The organism is Nocardia lasii (genome assembly GCF_042658545.1).
GTDB classification, from domain to species: Bacteria; Actinomycetota; Actinomycetes; order Mycobacteriales; family Mycobacteriaceae; genus Nocardia; species Nocardia lasii.
This window is the reverse complement of sequence record NZ_JBHSQN010000010.1, coordinates 256,743-271,944: the sequence shown is the minus strand read 5'-3', so window position 1 is coordinate 271,944 and position 15,202 is coordinate 256,743. Positions and strand designations below refer to the sequence as shown.

Annotated in this window: 13 protein-coding genes; 11 read left to right on the top strand and 2 right to left on the bottom strand. The window is 70.6% G+C overall.

What is annotated here, in order from left to right; genetic code table 11:
- Positions 1–49: 49 nt before the first annotated feature.
- Positions 50–1,036, bottom strand: a complete 987-nt coding sequence (locus tag ACFP3H_RS15820; protein ID WP_378606240.1) for an Acg family FMN-binding oxidoreductase — start codon at positions 1,034–1,036, stop codon at positions 50–52.
- Between the two features lie 194 nt (positions 1,037–1,230).
- Between ACFP3H_RS15820 and ACFP3H_RS15815 the strand changes: the two genes are divergently transcribed.
- The 8 genes from ACFP3H_RS15815 (at position 1,231) to ACFP3H_RS15780 (ending at position 11,194) form a co-directional block, all read left to right on the top strand.
- On the top strand, positions 1,231–1,881 hold the full coding sequence (locus ACFP3H_RS15815; protein WP_378606237.1) for a zinc ribbon domain-containing protein: 651 nt from the start codon (positions 1,231–1,233) through the stop codon (positions 1,879–1,881).
- A gap of 124 nt (positions 1,882–2,005) precedes the next feature.
- On the top strand, positions 2,006–3,361 hold the full coding sequence (locus tag ACFP3H_RS15810; RefSeq protein ID WP_378606235.1) for a hemolysin family protein: 1,356 nt from the start codon (positions 2,006–2,008) through the stop codon (positions 3,359–3,361).
- The gene (locus tag ACFP3H_RS15805) at positions 3,354–4,367 is read left to right on the top strand and encodes a hemolysin family protein (protein ID WP_378606232.1); all 1,014 of its coding nucleotides are present in this window, start codon (positions 3,354–3,356) and stop codon (positions 4,365–4,367) included. The genes ACFP3H_RS15810 and ACFP3H_RS15805 overlap by 8 nt, the downstream gene beginning before the upstream one ends.
- Before the next feature lie 39 nt (positions 4,368–4,406).
- Positions 4,407–5,000: a hypothetical protein gene (locus ACFP3H_RS15800; protein WP_378606229.1), complete on the top strand. Its 594-nt coding sequence runs from the start codon at positions 4,407–4,409 to the stop codon at positions 4,998–5,000.
- Positions 5,001–5,164: 164 nt separating this feature from the next.
- A complete protein-coding gene (locus tag ACFP3H_RS15795) occupies positions 5,165–6,583 on the top strand; it encodes a glyceraldehyde-3-phosphate dehydrogenase (RefSeq protein WP_378606430.1) in 1,419 nt (472 codons plus the stop codon).
- A 312-nt stretch (positions 6,584–6,895) separates the two neighbouring features.
- Positions 6,896–8,683 carry a hypothetical protein gene (locus ACFP3H_RS15790; RefSeq protein WP_378606226.1) on the top strand — a complete coding sequence of 596 codons (1,788 nt, stop codon included), beginning with the start codon at positions 6,896–6,898 and terminating at the stop codon, positions 8,681–8,683.
- Positions 8,684–8,768: 85 nt separating this feature from the next.
- Positions 8,769–9,983 carry an AAA family ATPase gene (locus ACFP3H_RS15785; RefSeq protein WP_378606223.1) on the top strand — a complete coding sequence of 405 codons (1,215 nt, stop codon included), beginning with the start codon at positions 8,769–8,771 and terminating at the stop codon, positions 9,981–9,983.
- Positions 9,980–11,194 (top strand): vWA domain-containing protein, encoded by a 1,215-nt coding sequence (locus ACFP3H_RS15780; RefSeq protein ID WP_378606220.1) that lies wholly within the window; start codon positions 9,980–9,982, stop codon positions 11,192–11,194. Before ACFP3H_RS15785 ends, ACFP3H_RS15780 begins: the two co-directional genes overlap by 4 nt.
- On the opposite strand, the gene ACFP3H_RS15775 is transcribed toward ACFP3H_RS15780, so the two are convergent.
- Positions 11,191–11,583 carry a hypothetical protein gene (locus tag ACFP3H_RS15775; protein WP_378606217.1) on the bottom strand — a complete coding sequence of 131 codons (393 nt, stop codon included), beginning with the start codon at positions 11,581–11,583 and terminating at the stop codon, positions 11,191–11,193. The genes ACFP3H_RS15780 and ACFP3H_RS15775 overlap by 4 nt on opposite strands.
- Positions 11,584–11,842: 259 nt before the next feature.
- Here ACFP3H_RS15775 and ACFP3H_RS15770 point away from each other — a divergent pair, with 259 nt between their 5' ends.
- Genes ACFP3H_RS15770 through ACFP3H_RS15760 form a run of 3 tightly spaced genes read left to right on the top strand, consistent with a single transcriptional unit; the run spans position 11,843 to position 15,174 of the window.
- Positions 11,843–14,002 (top strand): SulP family inorganic anion transporter, encoded by a 2,160-nt coding sequence (locus ACFP3H_RS15770; RefSeq protein WP_378606214.1) that lies wholly within the window; start codon positions 11,843–11,845, stop codon positions 14,000–14,002.
- Positions 14,003–14,029: 27 nt separating this feature from the next.
- Positions 14,030–14,506 (top strand): TIGR02611 family protein, encoded by a 477-nt coding sequence (locus ACFP3H_RS15765; RefSeq protein WP_378606211.1) that lies wholly within the window; start codon positions 14,030–14,032, stop codon positions 14,504–14,506.
- Positions 14,503–15,174 carry a (2Fe-2S)-binding protein gene (locus ACFP3H_RS15760; RefSeq protein WP_378606208.1) on the top strand — a complete coding sequence of 224 codons (672 nt, stop codon included), beginning with the start codon at positions 14,503–14,505 and terminating at the stop codon, positions 15,172–15,174. The genes ACFP3H_RS15765 and ACFP3H_RS15760 overlap by 4 nt, the downstream gene beginning before the upstream one ends.
- The last annotated feature ends 28 nt before the right edge of the window (positions 15,175–15,202 follow it).

Here is a 15,202-nt window from a genome sequence, read left to right as displayed (position 1 = left end):
CGAGGGCCGAAGGTCCCGGCAGGTGAGGACCCGCGTCCTCGATCGGGGGTCATTCGACGGTGAGGATCTCGGCCAGTGGGCGGCGCGGGGTGGGGTCGGGTCGCCGGTCGTCGGGCGCGGTGCCGATCCGCAGCACGACCTGGGGAACGCCCGGGTGGCCGAGCAGCCCGCTGAGCAGTCGCCGGCCCGCGCCGACTTCGGTGATGTGGGTGAGGGCGCAGGTGGCCAGACCGGCGGCCGTGCACTCGAGCAGGACCGCCGAGAGGGCTTCGCCGGTGCGCAACCAGGCCGCCGGGGTCTCCTCGGTCGTGGACAGGACGGCCAGTCGGGCGCGGTCGTGGAGTTCGGACCGGCCGAGCGCGGGCGCCGGTGTCGGGAACTTGCGCGCCACGCCGACTCCGACGAGTTCGGACTCGGTGATCAGCGCCGACGGGGGAACGCCGTCGACGGTGCCGGGATGTCCTGCCCACCAGCGCAATTCGCCCTGGTAGTCCATGTCGTAGTGGCGCAGGGCCTCGGACTGTTCGGAGGCGACGGTGAGGCGGGCGCGGGCGCTGCCGTCGAGGACGTCGAAGGCGGTGTCGTGCGCGGCGGCGAGATCGTCGAGGGTCGGGCGGATCGACTCCCACCCGATCGGGGCGGTCATCGCGCGCCGTTCGGTGTGGCGGCGGGCCATCGCGGCGGCGCGGCCGAACGTGCCGGTCGGGGAGTCGGGGCGCGCCAGGAAACCGAGGGTGGCCAGCAGGTTCGGGCGCGTGGGGTCGGGGAAGCGGGCGGTTTCGGTGCGCCAGCCCTGGGAGGCGAACGCGGTGCGCACATGATGCAGCATCGCGCCGCAGCTGATCACCGCCTGCCGCCCGTGCGGGTCGGCGGCGGTGAGCTGACGATCGGGGTCGCCGAACAGGTGCAGCCCGGTGTCGTCGAACACCCACCGCCACGGCTGGGTGTTGTGGACCGAGGGCGCCCGGCAACCGAGTCGGATCGCCGCGCGAACAGTGGGATGGTCGGGAACAAGGGAGACGCGGACTTCGCTCATCTCTCGAGTTTCGTCCTTGCCCGGTGTTTGCCGAGACGGTCTTCGGTCCCTATCGGGAGGGACCGAATGCCCTCACCGCCGCGGATTCGGCCTCGTGTTGCGTTCTCCGGTGGCGCCGCGATAGAGATTCGGCGAATCTAATGCCTGCGAGCAGTACGTCGTTGCCCCTGAGTCGTAGAAGGAACCGAGCACCTGTGGCCGAACCAGTGGTCTTCACCAGCAACTACTCCGATCAGTCGAACGACAACGGTTTTCAATGGGACTTTCGGTGCGAGCGGTGCAGCACCGTGCATCGGTCGGCGTTCCAGCAGAACTACCTCTCGCGGGGTCGGGGTGCGCTGCGGTCGCTGCGGGATCTGTTCGGTGATCGGGTGCCGTTGCTGCACAAGACTTCCTCGGCCGCGGAGAGCTTCTCCAACAGTTGGGGTGCGGGGGCGTCGAGTACCAAGGACCGGGCGTTCGCGAACGCGGTCGCCGAAGTGACACATCAGTTCCGGTTGTGCGCGGGGTGCGGGTCGTGGATGTGCGCGCGGACCTGTTGGAACGATCAGGTCGGGCAGTGCACGCGGTGTTCGCCGCTGGTCGCCCACGAGATCGCCCGCGCCCAGGCCGACGCGCGTGGCGCGCAGATCCGCGACGCCGCTCAGCGCCAGGACTGGGCGTCCCAGCACGACCACGCCACGGCCGCGCGGGTCACCTGCCCGACCTGCGCCGCGACCACGGCGGGCGGGCGGTTCTGCGGCAGTTGCGGAACGGCGTTGGACGCGCGCGTGGACTGCCGCGGCTGCGGGCATCGACTCCAGGTCGGGGGCGTGTTCTGCACCCAGTGCGGCCTGGCCCAGTAGGCCGAGCGGCACGCCGATGACGGTCGGCGAACCGTACAGTGCCGCGTGTTAGCGTGCGGCGTATGCCCGATGGTGAGGTCGACACCGGTCCGTCTCGGTTATCCCGCACCGAGGGGACAGCGGTGTGCTGACCGCGTTGAGCGTGCTGCTCGGCGTGGTCGTGGTGCTGTTGATCACCGCGGTGACCGGGTATTTCGTCGCCCAGGAATTCTCCTACATGGCCGTGGACCGGTCCCGGCTGGCCGCGCAGGCCGAGGCCGGTGACGCCTCGGCCGGGCGCGCGCTCGCGGTCACCAAACGGACCTCGTTCATGCTGTCGGGGGCCCAGTTGGGGATCACGGTCACCGGGTTGCTCGTCGGTTACGTGGCCGAACCGCTGATCGGGCGCGGCCTCGGGGAACTGTTCGGCGGCATCGGCATTCCGACCGCGGTGGGCATCGCGGTCGGCACGGTGTTGGCGATCGCGTTCTCCACGCTGGTGCAGATGCTGTTCGGCGAGTTGTTCCCGAAGAACCTCGCCATCGCCCGGCCCGATCCGGTCGCGCGGCGGCTGGCCCGCTCGACCACGCTGTATCTGCGCGTCTTCGGGTGGCTGATCTGGCTTTTCGACCAGTCCTCGAATGTGCTGTTGCGCGCGTTGCGGATCGAGCCGGTCCACGATGTGGAGCACTCGGCGACCCCGCGCGATCTCGAACACATCGTGGCGGCCTCGCGCGAGGCCGGGGAACTGCCCAGCGAGCTGTCGACGCTGCTCGATCGCATCCTCGACTTCCCTTCCGCCACGGCCGAACACGCGATGATCCCGCGCTCGCAGGTGGACCTCGTTCCGCTCGACGAACCGGTCGCGGCGGTGCTGGCCCGGATGAGCTCGGGGCACACCCGCTACCCGGTGATCGGCACCTCCAGCGACGACATCCGCGGCGTGATCGAACTGCACGACCTGCTCGGCGGGCAGCCCACCGGCACCGCGGGTGACCACATGCATCCGGCGGTGCTGGTGCCCGAGTCGTTGCCGCTGCCGGATGTGGTGGCTCGGCTCGGCAAGGCGGGCCAGGAGATGGCGCTGGTCGTGGACGAGTACGGCGGCTTCGCCGGCATCGTCACCGTCGAGGACATCGCCGAGGAACTGGTCGGCGAGATCGCCGACGAACACGATTCGGGAACCACCCCGGAGATCCTGCCCGAGGACGGCGGCTGGTTGGTGCCGGGCGACGTGCACCTCGACGAGGTGGAGCGCGCGATCGGCGTCGACCTGCCGGGCGGGGACTACGAGACGATCGCCGGGCTGGTGATCGCCGAGTTCGGTGGCCTGCCCGCGGTGGGTGACGAGGTGCGAATCCCGGTGCCGCGCAGTGGCGCCGACTATCTCAGCGAGCAGCCGGGGCCCGGCCGGGTGGTCCTGGCGCGGGTCAGGGCCGTCGGCAAGCATGTGCCCTCGTCGGTGTGGTTGACGGTGCGAGCGGAGGGCGAGGATGAGTAATCCGTGGGTGGTCGTCGCGATCACGATCCTGCTGATCACCGCCAGCGCGTTCTTCGTGGCGGTCGAGTTCGCGTTGATCGCGGCGCGGCGCCACCGGCTCGAGGACGCCGCGCCCACCAGTCGCGCGGCGCGGGCCGCCCTGCGCAGTTCGGCGGAACTGCCGGTGCTGCTGGCGGGTTCCCAGCTCGGCATCACCGTGTGCACGCTGGCCCTGGGCGCGGTCACCAAACCCGCTGTGCACCACTGGATCACGCCGGTGATCGAACACCTGGGCGCGCCGCTGTGGTTGGCGGACGCGGCCGGGTTCGTGTTGGCGTTGATCGTGGTGACGTTCCTGCACCTGGTGGTCGGGGAGATGGCGCCCAAGTCGTGGGCGATCGCGCACCCGGAGAAGTCGGCCACCATGCTCGCGATCCCGATGCGCGCGTTCATGACCCTGACCCGACCGCTGCTGACCGCGCTCAACCACGCCGCGAACTGGTGCCTGCGCAAGGTCGGGGTCACCCCGGTCGACGAGGTCGACGCGGGCCAGGACCCCGACGCCCTGCGCCACCTGGTCGAACACTCCGCGACCACCGGCGCCCTCGACGAGAACTATCACGAGAACCTCACCAGCGCACTGGAACTCGAAAAGCTCACCGTCGGCGACATCGTCGCGCCCAACCCCACCCCGAGCGCCGTCGCGCCCACCGCGAGCGTGCGCGACATCCAGGACATGTCCCGGCGCACCGGGCACCTGCGCCTGCTCGTGCGCGCCGGCGCCGACATCAGCGGCGTGGTCCACGTGCGCGACAGCCTCACCGCCGCCCCGCACACCACCGCCGCCGACCTGATGCGCCCGGTGCTGCGGTTCCGGGCGACCGTGCCGGTCTACGAGGCGCTGGAGGTGATGCGCGAGTCGCGCAGCCACCTCGCACTGGTGACGCCCGCGGAGTCCGAATCGAGCACCATCGGCCTGATCACCATCACCGACGTCCTGCAACGGTTGATGCCCGCGGCACGGTGACGCGTCACCGAGGGGGGTGACGGCTGGCAGGATGGTGGAGTGGGTGACTTCTTCGAACGGATTGTCGATCTCGAGGTGAGCGCGGCGGACGCGGGTGCGGCGGCGGAGCGGATGCTCGAGTGGATGGCGGCGCGGGGGTGGGTGCTGCGGGAGACCTCCGCGGAAGGGGTGTACACCCGTGGCGTCACCGAGGGGTTCGTGGCGGGGCCCGCGGGGGCCGAGATCGCCGACGACTGGGGTGCGGACTGGATTTCGGGGCCGGTCGCGGTGGTTCTGGGGCGCCGCGCCCACCACCCCGGGCAGGGTGAGGTCGAACCGAGCGGCGCGGTCTGTCCGAGCTGCCGGGCGACCACGGTGATCATCGATTACCCGCAGGCGTGGGAGGCCGATCCCGTGGTGTGGCAACCGTTTTCGGAGGCCGTCGAGGAGTGGGAACGCACGGGGGCAGGGGCCGTCCGGTGCGGGCGGTGTGCGACGGTGAGCCCGGTCACCGACTGGGCCTGGACCGACGGTTACGCACTCGGCGCCCTGTCCTTCGACTTCTGGGGTTGGCCCCCGCTGAGCGACGCCTTCGTCGCCGAATTCGTCGCCCGACTGGGGCACCGGATCGAGCATCACAGCGGTAAGGCCTGAGCGCGCGCAGAGTGGGCGTGATCTCACCGGTGGGGAGTGGTCGCCGGTGAATAATTCGGACCTCACTAGCATCGATGCAGCGCAAATATCGATGAACCAGAGGACGTGTGTTGACTACCGAACAACTTGATCGCTGGAACGCCCAGGAAGCCGCGGCGGAGGCGATGATCCCGATCATCGGAACGCTGTACCGCGGCAAGGGCGTGACGATTCTGCTGCACAGCCGGTCGCTGGTGAACAAGTCGGTGATCAGCATCCTGCGCACGCACCGCTTCGCCCGCCAGATCGGCGGCGAAGAGCTGTCGGTGGACGAGACCCTGCCGTTCCTGCAGGTCATCAGCCGGTTGGACCTCGGTCCGTGCAAGATCGACCTGGGCCAGCTCGTCTCGGCCTACCACGCCGACGAGCGCGGCCTGTCGATCGAGGAGTACACCACCTCGGTGCTGGCCGAGGTCACCGACGCCAACAAGGCCGTCTCGCAGGGCCCGCGCGACGTGGTGCTCTACGGGTTCGGGCGCATCGGTCGCCTGGTCACCCGCCTGCTCATCGAGAAGGCAGGCTCGGGCAACGGGCTGAGCCTGCGCGCGGTGGTGGTGCGCAAGGGCGGCGACGACGACCTGGCCAAGCGCGCCTCGCTGCTGCGCCGCGACTCGGTGCACGGGCACTTCAACGGCACGATCAAGGTCGACACCGACAACGACACGATCACCGCCAACGGCAACGTCATCAAGTTCATCTACAGCGACGACCCGACCACGATCGACTACACCGCCTACGGCATCGACAACGCGATCCTGATCGACAACACCGGCCGCTGGCGTGACCGCGCCGGCCTCGAGCAGCACCTGCGCCCCGGCATCGACAAGGTCGTGCTCACCGCGCCGGGCAAGGGCGACGTGCCCAATATCGTGCACGGGGTCAACCACCGCGACCTTGACCTGTCGCAGCAGATCTACTCCTGCGCCTCCTGCACCACCAACGCGATCGTGCCGCCGCTCAAGGCCATGGACGACGAATTCGGCATCGTGCGTGGGCATGTCGAGACGGTGCACTCGTTCACCAACGACCAGAACCTGCTCGACAACTACCACAAGGCCGACCGTCGCGGCCGGTCCGCGCCGTTCAACCTGGTGCTCACCGAGACCGGCGCCGCCTCCGCGGTGGCCAAGGCGATGCCCGACTTCAAGGCCAAGATCACCGGCAACTCGATCCGCGTTCCCACGCCGGATGTGTCGGTCGCGATCCTGAACCTGCAGCTGAAGCAGGACACGACCAAGGAGGACGTGCTCGCCTACCTGCGTCAGGTCTCCCTCGCGGGCCCGCTGAGCCGCAACCTCGACTACACCGCCGCCACCGACGCGGTGTCGAGCGACTTCATCGGTTCGCGCGCGGCCTCGATCATCGACGCCAACGCCACCATCGTCGAGGGCGACACCGCCATCCTCTACGTCTGGTACGACAACGAGTTCGGTTACTCGTGCCAGGTGGTGCGGACCGTGCAGTACATCTCGGGCATCGAGTACCCGACCTACCCGCAGCTTGGTGCGGCCTCGGACACGCGCGAGCTGACCGACGCGCGCTAGACGCACGTAGCCGAAAGGTGGCTGTGGTCTGATCGCGGACTTCGCCTCCGACCGGGGGATCTCCCGGTGTATGGAGGCGCAGTGCGTGTTCGCGTGGCTTCGCGCCGGTCTCCCCGCGGTTGTCGGGGAGGCCGGCGTTGTGCATACTGGCCCTATGACGACACGTGGAAAGGGCGTCCTGCGCCCGGGCCGTTGAGCCCCTCGCCGGTCATCGAACCGGCTTCCCTCTCGCCTGTAGGCGAGGAACTCTCCGAAAATCCGCGGCGATCCGGCGCGTCCGTTGACGATGCGCGACGCGACTTCTGGATACGGGTGCGCGAATTCGCGGTGCCGCCCGGGATGATCGCCACCGCCACCACACGACGTGACGTCGGGGACTGGGTCGGTGCGTGCGCCGCGGCTCATGTCGACGTCGATATCGATCTTCGTGCGCTGGCGCGGACGCGTGGGCGCGAGATCGCCGCGCGGGTGCGGGCCGATCTGCGTCAGCTGGCGCCGGATCTGCTGCGCTGGCATCTACCCAGGATCGCGCCGGACGGGTTGGTGCGGCCCGGGTTGACGATGGTGCTGGCCGGCTACGACACTGCGCCTGGCGATGGTGGAACAGGTTGTGCGCCTGGTGGTTCGGTGTACCTGGTCGTTCGGACACCACCCGCCTGGGCGGCTGGGGGGCAGCGGATCGGCCTCACGCTCTGGGACGAGTCCCGGTCTTCGATGAGCTCGACTCTGCATCCCCACCCTCGACCGAATCGGCGCTACCGACTCGACCTGCACCGGCACCTCTGGGATGCCCGCCGCGCCGACGAGCTGCGGATGCGTTGCGGGGCAGAAAGATTCGACGCTGCCCAGGGCGGTATCGGTGCGGTCTCGCGGCGCGGTGGAGGTGCCTTGCCCGACGCTGAACCGCCGGTAGGTGTTCCCGCTGGTTGCGCGATCGACCGGTGGGCGGACGAGGCGGCGATTCTGTTGCGGGCCGAGCGGCGGGGTTCCGGGCCGGTGCTGGTGCGGTGCGGGGCGCGTAAACGTGTCGTCCTGGACGTGCGGTTCGACGAGTTCGACTCCGCTGCCGGGAATTCCGGTTCAGCGATCGAGGCGGACGATGTGCCCCTGATGATCGGCGATCGGCGCCGGTCCCATGGCCTTCGACCGGCAGTGTCGGGGACATCCGGCCACCTCGACCCCGAACGGGACCCGGACCGACCCGACAGCGGCGAGTACGCGAATTCGGTAGCCCGGCCCAGCGCGCGCATCGTGCGGGACCGGCTGGGCGGGGGAGTGTCGGCGCTACCGGTACTGCCCGACGCGGCAACCTGGGCGCTGCCCGATCTCGAGCTGCTCCGCACGGGAACCATCACGATCGACCGGCTACATCCGCTGGTTGCCGCGGCGCTCGAGCCTTGTTCGGCGCTCGGGCCCGATGTGGTGGGCCGGCCCGGTGTGGTGCTCGAGCCTGGTGTGGTGGGCCGGCCCGGTGTGGCGCTCGGGCCTGGTACGAAGGGTCAGCCCGGTGTGGTGCTCGAGCCTGGTGTGGTGGGTCAGCCCGGTGCGGCGCTCGAGCCTGGGGCGGTGCGTGACGGTGTGGTCGGAGCTGCTGGACAGGGCGCTCGCGTGGTCGGTCGGGGCGACAGTGTGCCCCTGATCACCGCAGGTCAGCGGCTTGTGCTGTGTCGTGGTGAGCGGCACCGGATCGGGTTGGTGAAGGGTGTTCTCGCCGCTCTCGACCACGACCCGGCTGAGATCCGCCGGGAGGAACTCCTGGTAGCTCTCACCGGCACCCCACTGCCGTGCCTGCAGGTCATCGACCACCTGCACCGCCACCCGGACGACCTCGCGGGCGTGCGCGAACGCCTCGACCACGGCGATCTCGCGGGTGCGCTGACCGTGGTCGAAGAACTCCTCGGCCCCGACGCGGTCCTGCGTGACGGCCCCCTGCGCGATGCCCTGGAAACCGTTCTCCACCAACGCATCACCTACAGCCTCTTCCGCGCGAACCTCCCCGCTCCGGGTCACGCCCACCTCCCACCGGCGTACCGCTCCCGCCACATCACCCGCGTTCGCGAACTGGCCCGCGCCCACCCCCGCCACGCCACCCACCGCTAGCAGTCGGCCTCCCGTATCTCGGCCCGGCCCACCCCCCCGATTCGCCCACCCGGCGAATCCCCCACACCCCCAAGGTGATTCATCCATGACTGTTCACCCGTCCACCCAACTCGATGTCGCCGGTGACCTGCTCGCCCTGCTGAACGACTCCACCACCGAACCCCGCCCCGACACCCAACTCGACGCCCTCACCCTGGCCGTGGCCGCCGACCTGCCGGTGCTGCTGTGGGGTGAGCCGGGGATCGGGAAGACCGCCGCGTTGACCCAGCTCGCCGAGTCGCTCGAGCTGCCGCTGACCACCGTGATCGCGAGTGTGCACGAGCCGTCGGACTTCTCGGGGTTGCCGGTGATCGGGGACGATCCGGCGACGCAGGGGGTGCCGATGGCGCCGCCGGACTGGGCGGTGCGGTTGGTGCGGGCGGGGCGTGGGCTGCTGTTTCTCGACGAGTTGTCCACCGCGCCACCCGCCGTGCAGGCCGCGCTGTTGCGCGTGGTGCTCGAACGTCGGGTGGGGGCGTTGCGGTTGCCGGAGGGGGTGCGGATCGTGGCGGCCGCGAATCCGCGGGCCTCGGCGGCGGACGGGTGGGAGTTGAGTCCGCCGCTGGCGAACCGGTTCGTGCATCTGCGGTGGATCCACGATCACGATGTCGTCGTGCGCGGGCTCGGCGGCACGTGGCCGCGGGCGACCCTGCCTCGCCTGGCACCCGAGAACCTCGACGAGGCAGTGGCTTTCGCGCGGCGCGCGGTGTGCACGCTGCTGGCGGCGCGCCCCGCCCTCGTGCACCAACTGCCCACCACCGAGACCCGGCGCGGTGGCGCGTGGCCCTCGCCGCGCAGCTGGGAGATGACGATCCGGCTGATCGCCTTCGCCACCGCCGCGCGGGTCGGACGCGACGTGCTCTCGCAGCTGATCCGCGGCACGGTCGGTGACGGGGCCGGTTTCGAGCTGCTGACCAGCATCGACCGCATGGATCTGCCCGACCCGGAGGACCTGCTCGCGAACCCGGACGGCGTCGAACTGCCCGCGCGCGGCGATCAGCGCCAGGCGGTGCTCGACGGGGTGGTCGCCGCGGTCCGCAAACGTCCTGAGCGGGCCCGGTGGGCGGCGGCCTGGACGATCCTGGTCGCCGCCGCCGAGACCGGCGCCCCGGATCTGGTCGTCGTTCCCGCGACCACCCTGGCCACCCTGCGCCGCGACGACTGGACGATCCCGGCCGAGATCGAACGCCTCGCCGGGGTGGTGTCGGTTTCGCGCAGCGCCGACCGCGCCGCGGCCGTCGTCGTCGAGGTGGGTCGATGACCTCCCCCATGGACCTCGAAAAGCTCTATGCCGCAAGGCTGTTCGCGGTCAACGCCAGACCGTATCTGGCGACCGCGCTGTACGCCCTGCATATCGTCGAGTCGCCCGCGACCCCGACGATGGCGGTGGACCGGCACTGGCGCTGCTACATCGGACCCGCGTTCGTGGACTACCGGTCCGTGGCGGAACTGGCCTCGATTCTGGTGCACGAGGTGTCGCACCTGCTGCGCGAGCACCACGCACGCAGCGACCGCTACGCCCGCGCGCACGAACTCACCGGCCCGGCCGAACGCCTGCGGATGAACATCGCCGCCGACGCCGAGATCAACGACGATGCCTTCGGCGACGGCCTGGTGGTACCGGCCGACGTGGTCACCCCGGCGAAACTGGGCCTGCCGGAGGGCGAGCTCATGGAGGACTACCTGGGCCGGTTCACCCTCGGACCCCGCACGCAGGAAATGGCCTGGCTCGACTGCGGCAGCGGCGCCGACGGGGCCGATCGCGAGTGGGATCTGGGCCCGGACGGGGCCGGCGGGCTCAGCGAACAGGAACGCGAAGCCGCCCGATTCCGGGTGGCCCATGGCATCTCCGGTCGCCCGGGTGCTGCCCCGCGCGGGTGGCGGCGGTGGGCCGAGGACGCCCTGCACCCACCGCAACCGTGGCGCGCCCTGCTGGGGGCGGCCCTGCGCGCGGCGGTCTCGGCGCCCGGCGTCGGCGAGGACTACACCTACCGGCGACCCTCCCGGCGCGGCGCCGGTGTGCCCGGCGTGATCCTGCCGAGTCTGCGCCGGATGCCGCCGCGGGTCGGCGTGGTCATCGACACCTCCGCCTCGGTCAGCGACACCGAACTCGGCAGTGCCCTGCTCGAAGTCGCCGCCATCACCCGCGCCGTCGCCGGTCGCCGCGACCAGGTCAGCGTCTATTCCTGCGACGCCGCCGCCCATATCGCCCACCCGCTGAGCCGCGCGGAGGGGATGTCGCTGATCGGCGGGGGCGGCACCGATCTGCGCCGCGGGTTCGCCAAGGCCGTGGCCGCGCGCCCGGACGTCATCGTGGCCCTGACCGACGGATTCACCCCGTGGCCGAGCGAACCCCCACCGTGCCGCACCGTCGTCGGCCTGTTCCGTCGTCCGGTCGACTGGCGCGAGCGCGACCCGGACTACGCCCCGAAACCGCCGCCGAGCTGGGCGCGCGTGGTCGACATCGGCTAGCCCCGCGCCCCGGCGACGGCGCGCCGCCCCGGCGACACGAGCATGACCACCCCGGACACCGCCACCCCGGCGAGGGGGAGCAGCGGCACATACGCCACCCATTCGGGCCCACCGACCGCGAACGAGACCATCGTGACGAGCACGCCGAGCACCAGCAACACCGCCGACCACCGGTGCACGCGCGGCACCGGCCGCGTCCGGGGTCCCGACGCGGACCGGTAGACCCCGACGAACATGACGATCCCGGACAGCACCAACCCCGCCAGCGGGATCAGCGGCAGATACACCACCCACGCGGGCCCACCCACCGCCAACGACACCGAGGTGATGACCACCGCCGCCAGAAATGCCACCCCGCACCAGCGATGACCTCGTCGAATACCGTTCATGGTCTCGATGCTGCCACGCCGTCGGACCGGGCGGCTTCTCGATTCCTGATCGTTGTCGACCGGCCGAGACGGTAGTGACTCACATCACAATTGATACCCGATACGCATCAATGCGGCCGAAAAGCTTTCCTAATGCTTGGGTATCTCTTTACTATTGTCGCGGCCTTCGCGTCATGAGTCCGAAGCTCCACGAAGCCGTTCAACTCCCCGTGCATGTTCGCCCGATGGACCGGAAGCACGCTTCCGGCGAAGGAGAATTATGTGGAAATCTGTGCTGCGCCATGATCTTCCCGCGTCCGTGGTGGTGTTCCTGGTCGCGCTACCGCTGTCGATCGGCATCGCGGTGGCCTCGGGCGCACCGGTGGCCGCCGGGCTGATCGCCGCCGTCGTGGGCGGGGTGGTAGCCGGAGTGCTCGGCGGGTCGCCATTGCAGGTGAGCGGACCCGCCGCCGGACTGACCGTGGTGGTCGCCGAGACGATCGCGCAGTTCGGTTGGCGGACAACCTGTTTCATCGTCGCCGCGGCGGGGGTGTTGCAGATCCTGTTCGGGCTCAGCCGCATCGCGCGCGCCGCGCTGGCCGTGGCGCCGGTGGTCGTGCACGCCATGCTCGCCGGGATCGGCATCACCATTGCGCTGCAACAACTCCTGGTGGTCCTCGGCGGGGTGTCGGCCAGTTCGAGCCTGGCCAATCTGCGCGCGATCCCGGTGGAGCTGAGCCACGCGCACTGGGGTGACGTGGTGGTCGGCACCACGGTGATGGCGATCCTGCTGGGCTGGAAGTACGTGCCCGCCAAGGTGCGGGTGGTGCCCGCGCCGCTGGTCGCGATCCTCACCGGGGCGGTGTTGGCGATGGTGCTGCCCACCGCGATCGACCGCATCGTGTTGAACGCCTCACTGCTCGATTCCCTTGCCCTGCCGCAGATTCCGACGGGGCAGTGGTGGCACGTGGCCTTCGCGGTGCTCACCATCGCGCTCATCGCCAGCGTGGAGAGCCTGCTCTCGGCGGTGGCTGTTGGCCGCATGCGCGGCGGGGAACGCGCCGACTTCGACCGGGAACTGCTCGGGCAGGGCTCGGCCAATCTGCTGTCGGGACTGATCGGCGGCCTGCCGGTGACCGGCGTGATCGTGCGCAGCGCCACCAATGTGCGGGCCGGGGCGCGGAGCCGGGCTTCGACTGTGCTGCACGGGATCTGGATCCTGGTGTTCTCGGTGGCGCTGGTCGGGGTGGTCGAACAGATCCCCAAGGCCGCGCTGGCGGGGCTGCTCATCGTCATCGGCATGCAGCTGGTGAAACTCGCCCACATCCGGCTCGCGCGGCGCACCGGCGACCTGCTCGTCTATGTGGCGACCGTGCTCGGGGTGGTGTTCGGCAACCTGCTCGAAGGGGTCCTGATCGGGCTCGCGTTGGCGTTCGGGTTGCTGCTGTGGCGGGTGGTGCGCGCGCAGGTGTCGGCGGCGCCGCTGGCCGACGGGCGCTGGCAGGTGCGCATCGACGGATCGTGCACCTTCCTGGCCCTGCCGAAACTGTCCGCCGAACTGGCGACCGTGCCCGAGGGCGCCGACGTGATCGTCGAGATGACCGTCGACTTCCTCGACCACGCCGCCTTCGAAGCCATCGGCGACTGGCAGCGACTGCAGGAAAGCACCGGCGGCCGCGTCGATTTCGTCGAGATCGGGCACGCCAAAATGGCCGACACCCCCGCCGCGCCACCCACCCGAGGGTTCGGTCGCGCCGCCATCGACGACATGGTGCGGCCGTGGCGACACCAGAAATCCGGCCGCGACGCCCTCACCGCCGGGGTGGCCGCCTTCCACCGCGGCCACGCCCACGTGGTCCGACCGCACCTGGACGGCCTGCGCGACACCCAGGACCCCGACTCCTTCTTCCTGACCTGCTCGGACTCGCGCATCGTGCCCAACGTGATCACCAACAGCGGCCCCGGCGACCTGTTCACCGTGCGCAATGTCGGCAACCTGGTGCCGGTGCGCGGCGACGACTCGGTCGAAGCCGCCCTGAGTTTCGCCCTCGACACCCTGGCCGTGCGCTCGGTGGTGGTGTGCGGGCACTCCTCGTGCGGGGCGATGAAGGCCGCGCTGTCGGCCGTCGACGCCGGTGGCGGGCTGAGCTCGTGGCTGCGCCACGTCGAGCCGAGCGTGAGCCGGTTCCGCGCGGGGCACCCCGTGGCCGCGGCGGCCGCGGCGGCCGGGTTCGACGAGGTGGACCAGCTGAGCATGGTCAATGTCGCCGTGCAGCTCGAGACGCTGGGCCGCCATCCCGCCGTGCGCCGCGCGATCACCGAGCGGGGGCTGGTGGTATCGGGGCTGTTCTTCGACATCGCGACCTCGCGGGTGCTCGAGGTCGGCGTCGACGGGATCGCCACCATCGACGATCACCCCGCGCTCGTCGTGGCGCGCTAGTCGTGGCCGAACTCGTAGGCTGGAACGATGACCAGCGAACCCGCCGCCCCCGACCGCACCGACCGTGCGGAGGACGACGCCGGGTCCGGCGGCCGGTGGGACGCCTTCAAGCAGCGCTGGCGCGCCTTCCGCGCGTCCATCGCGCGGCGCCCTACCCTCAACCTCGCCTACCGGATACTGGTCGGCCTGGTCGGCTCGGTGGTACTGATCGTCGGCATCATCACGATCCCGTACCCCGGACCCGGGTGGGCGCTGGTGTTCGCGGGCTTCGGCATCCTCGCCACCGAGTTCACCTGGGCCCATCACGCCCTGACCTGGGTGCGCGGCAAGTACCGGATCGTCATGGACTGGTACACCTCGCGCGGCTGGTTCATCAAGACCCTCGGCGCGGTGGGGACCTGCGCCCTCGTCGTGGTGACGCTGTGGCTGCTCGGTACGTTCTCGATGGTCGGCGGCTGGATCGGAGTGGATTGGACATGGTTGCGCAGTCCCCTGATGTCGTGAGCACGGTTCCCGGTCGGCTACTGACCGAGCCGGACTGGATCGCGGCCCGGATCGACGCGATGAGCCACACCTGGGGCACCGACGTGCCCCGGGTCGCGGGCACCCTGTGGTGGTGCATGACCGCCTCGACCCTGGTCGAACAGATCGCCGCCGCCTACGTGGCGGGCACGCCCGCGCCGGTCGCCGCGCTCGGGGAGTTCGACTGCGCGGTCCGTCCCGACGGCGGCGTCGAACACGCCTTCTTCCGGCGGGTGCCCGTCGACGCCGGGGGACGCGCGGTGCGCTCGGACCTGGGCGGTGAGACCGGCGCGGCCGCCGCCGAGGAGGTCGCGACCGCGTTGCGTGACACCTTGACCGCGATGATCGCGCAGGTCGCGGCCGTATCCGGCGCGGGGCAGCGGTCGCTGTGGGCGATCGTGGCCGACGCCATCGGCAACCGCGCCCTCGACGCGGGCGCCCCGGCGGCGGCGACCCGACTGGCGGCGGCGGTGGGCGCGGACATGCCCACCCCGCGCTTCGTCACCGTCGAGGGCCGCGCCTTCGTCCGACGCGCCTCGTGCTGCCTGGTCCACGAGGTGCCCGGTCAGGACATGTGCACGAGCTGCCCGAAACGCGCGCCCGCCGACCGCGCCGAACGCTTGGCCGCCGCCGCGCGCGCCCGGTGCTGACCTGGCACAACGGGGTTCGGCCGTTCGC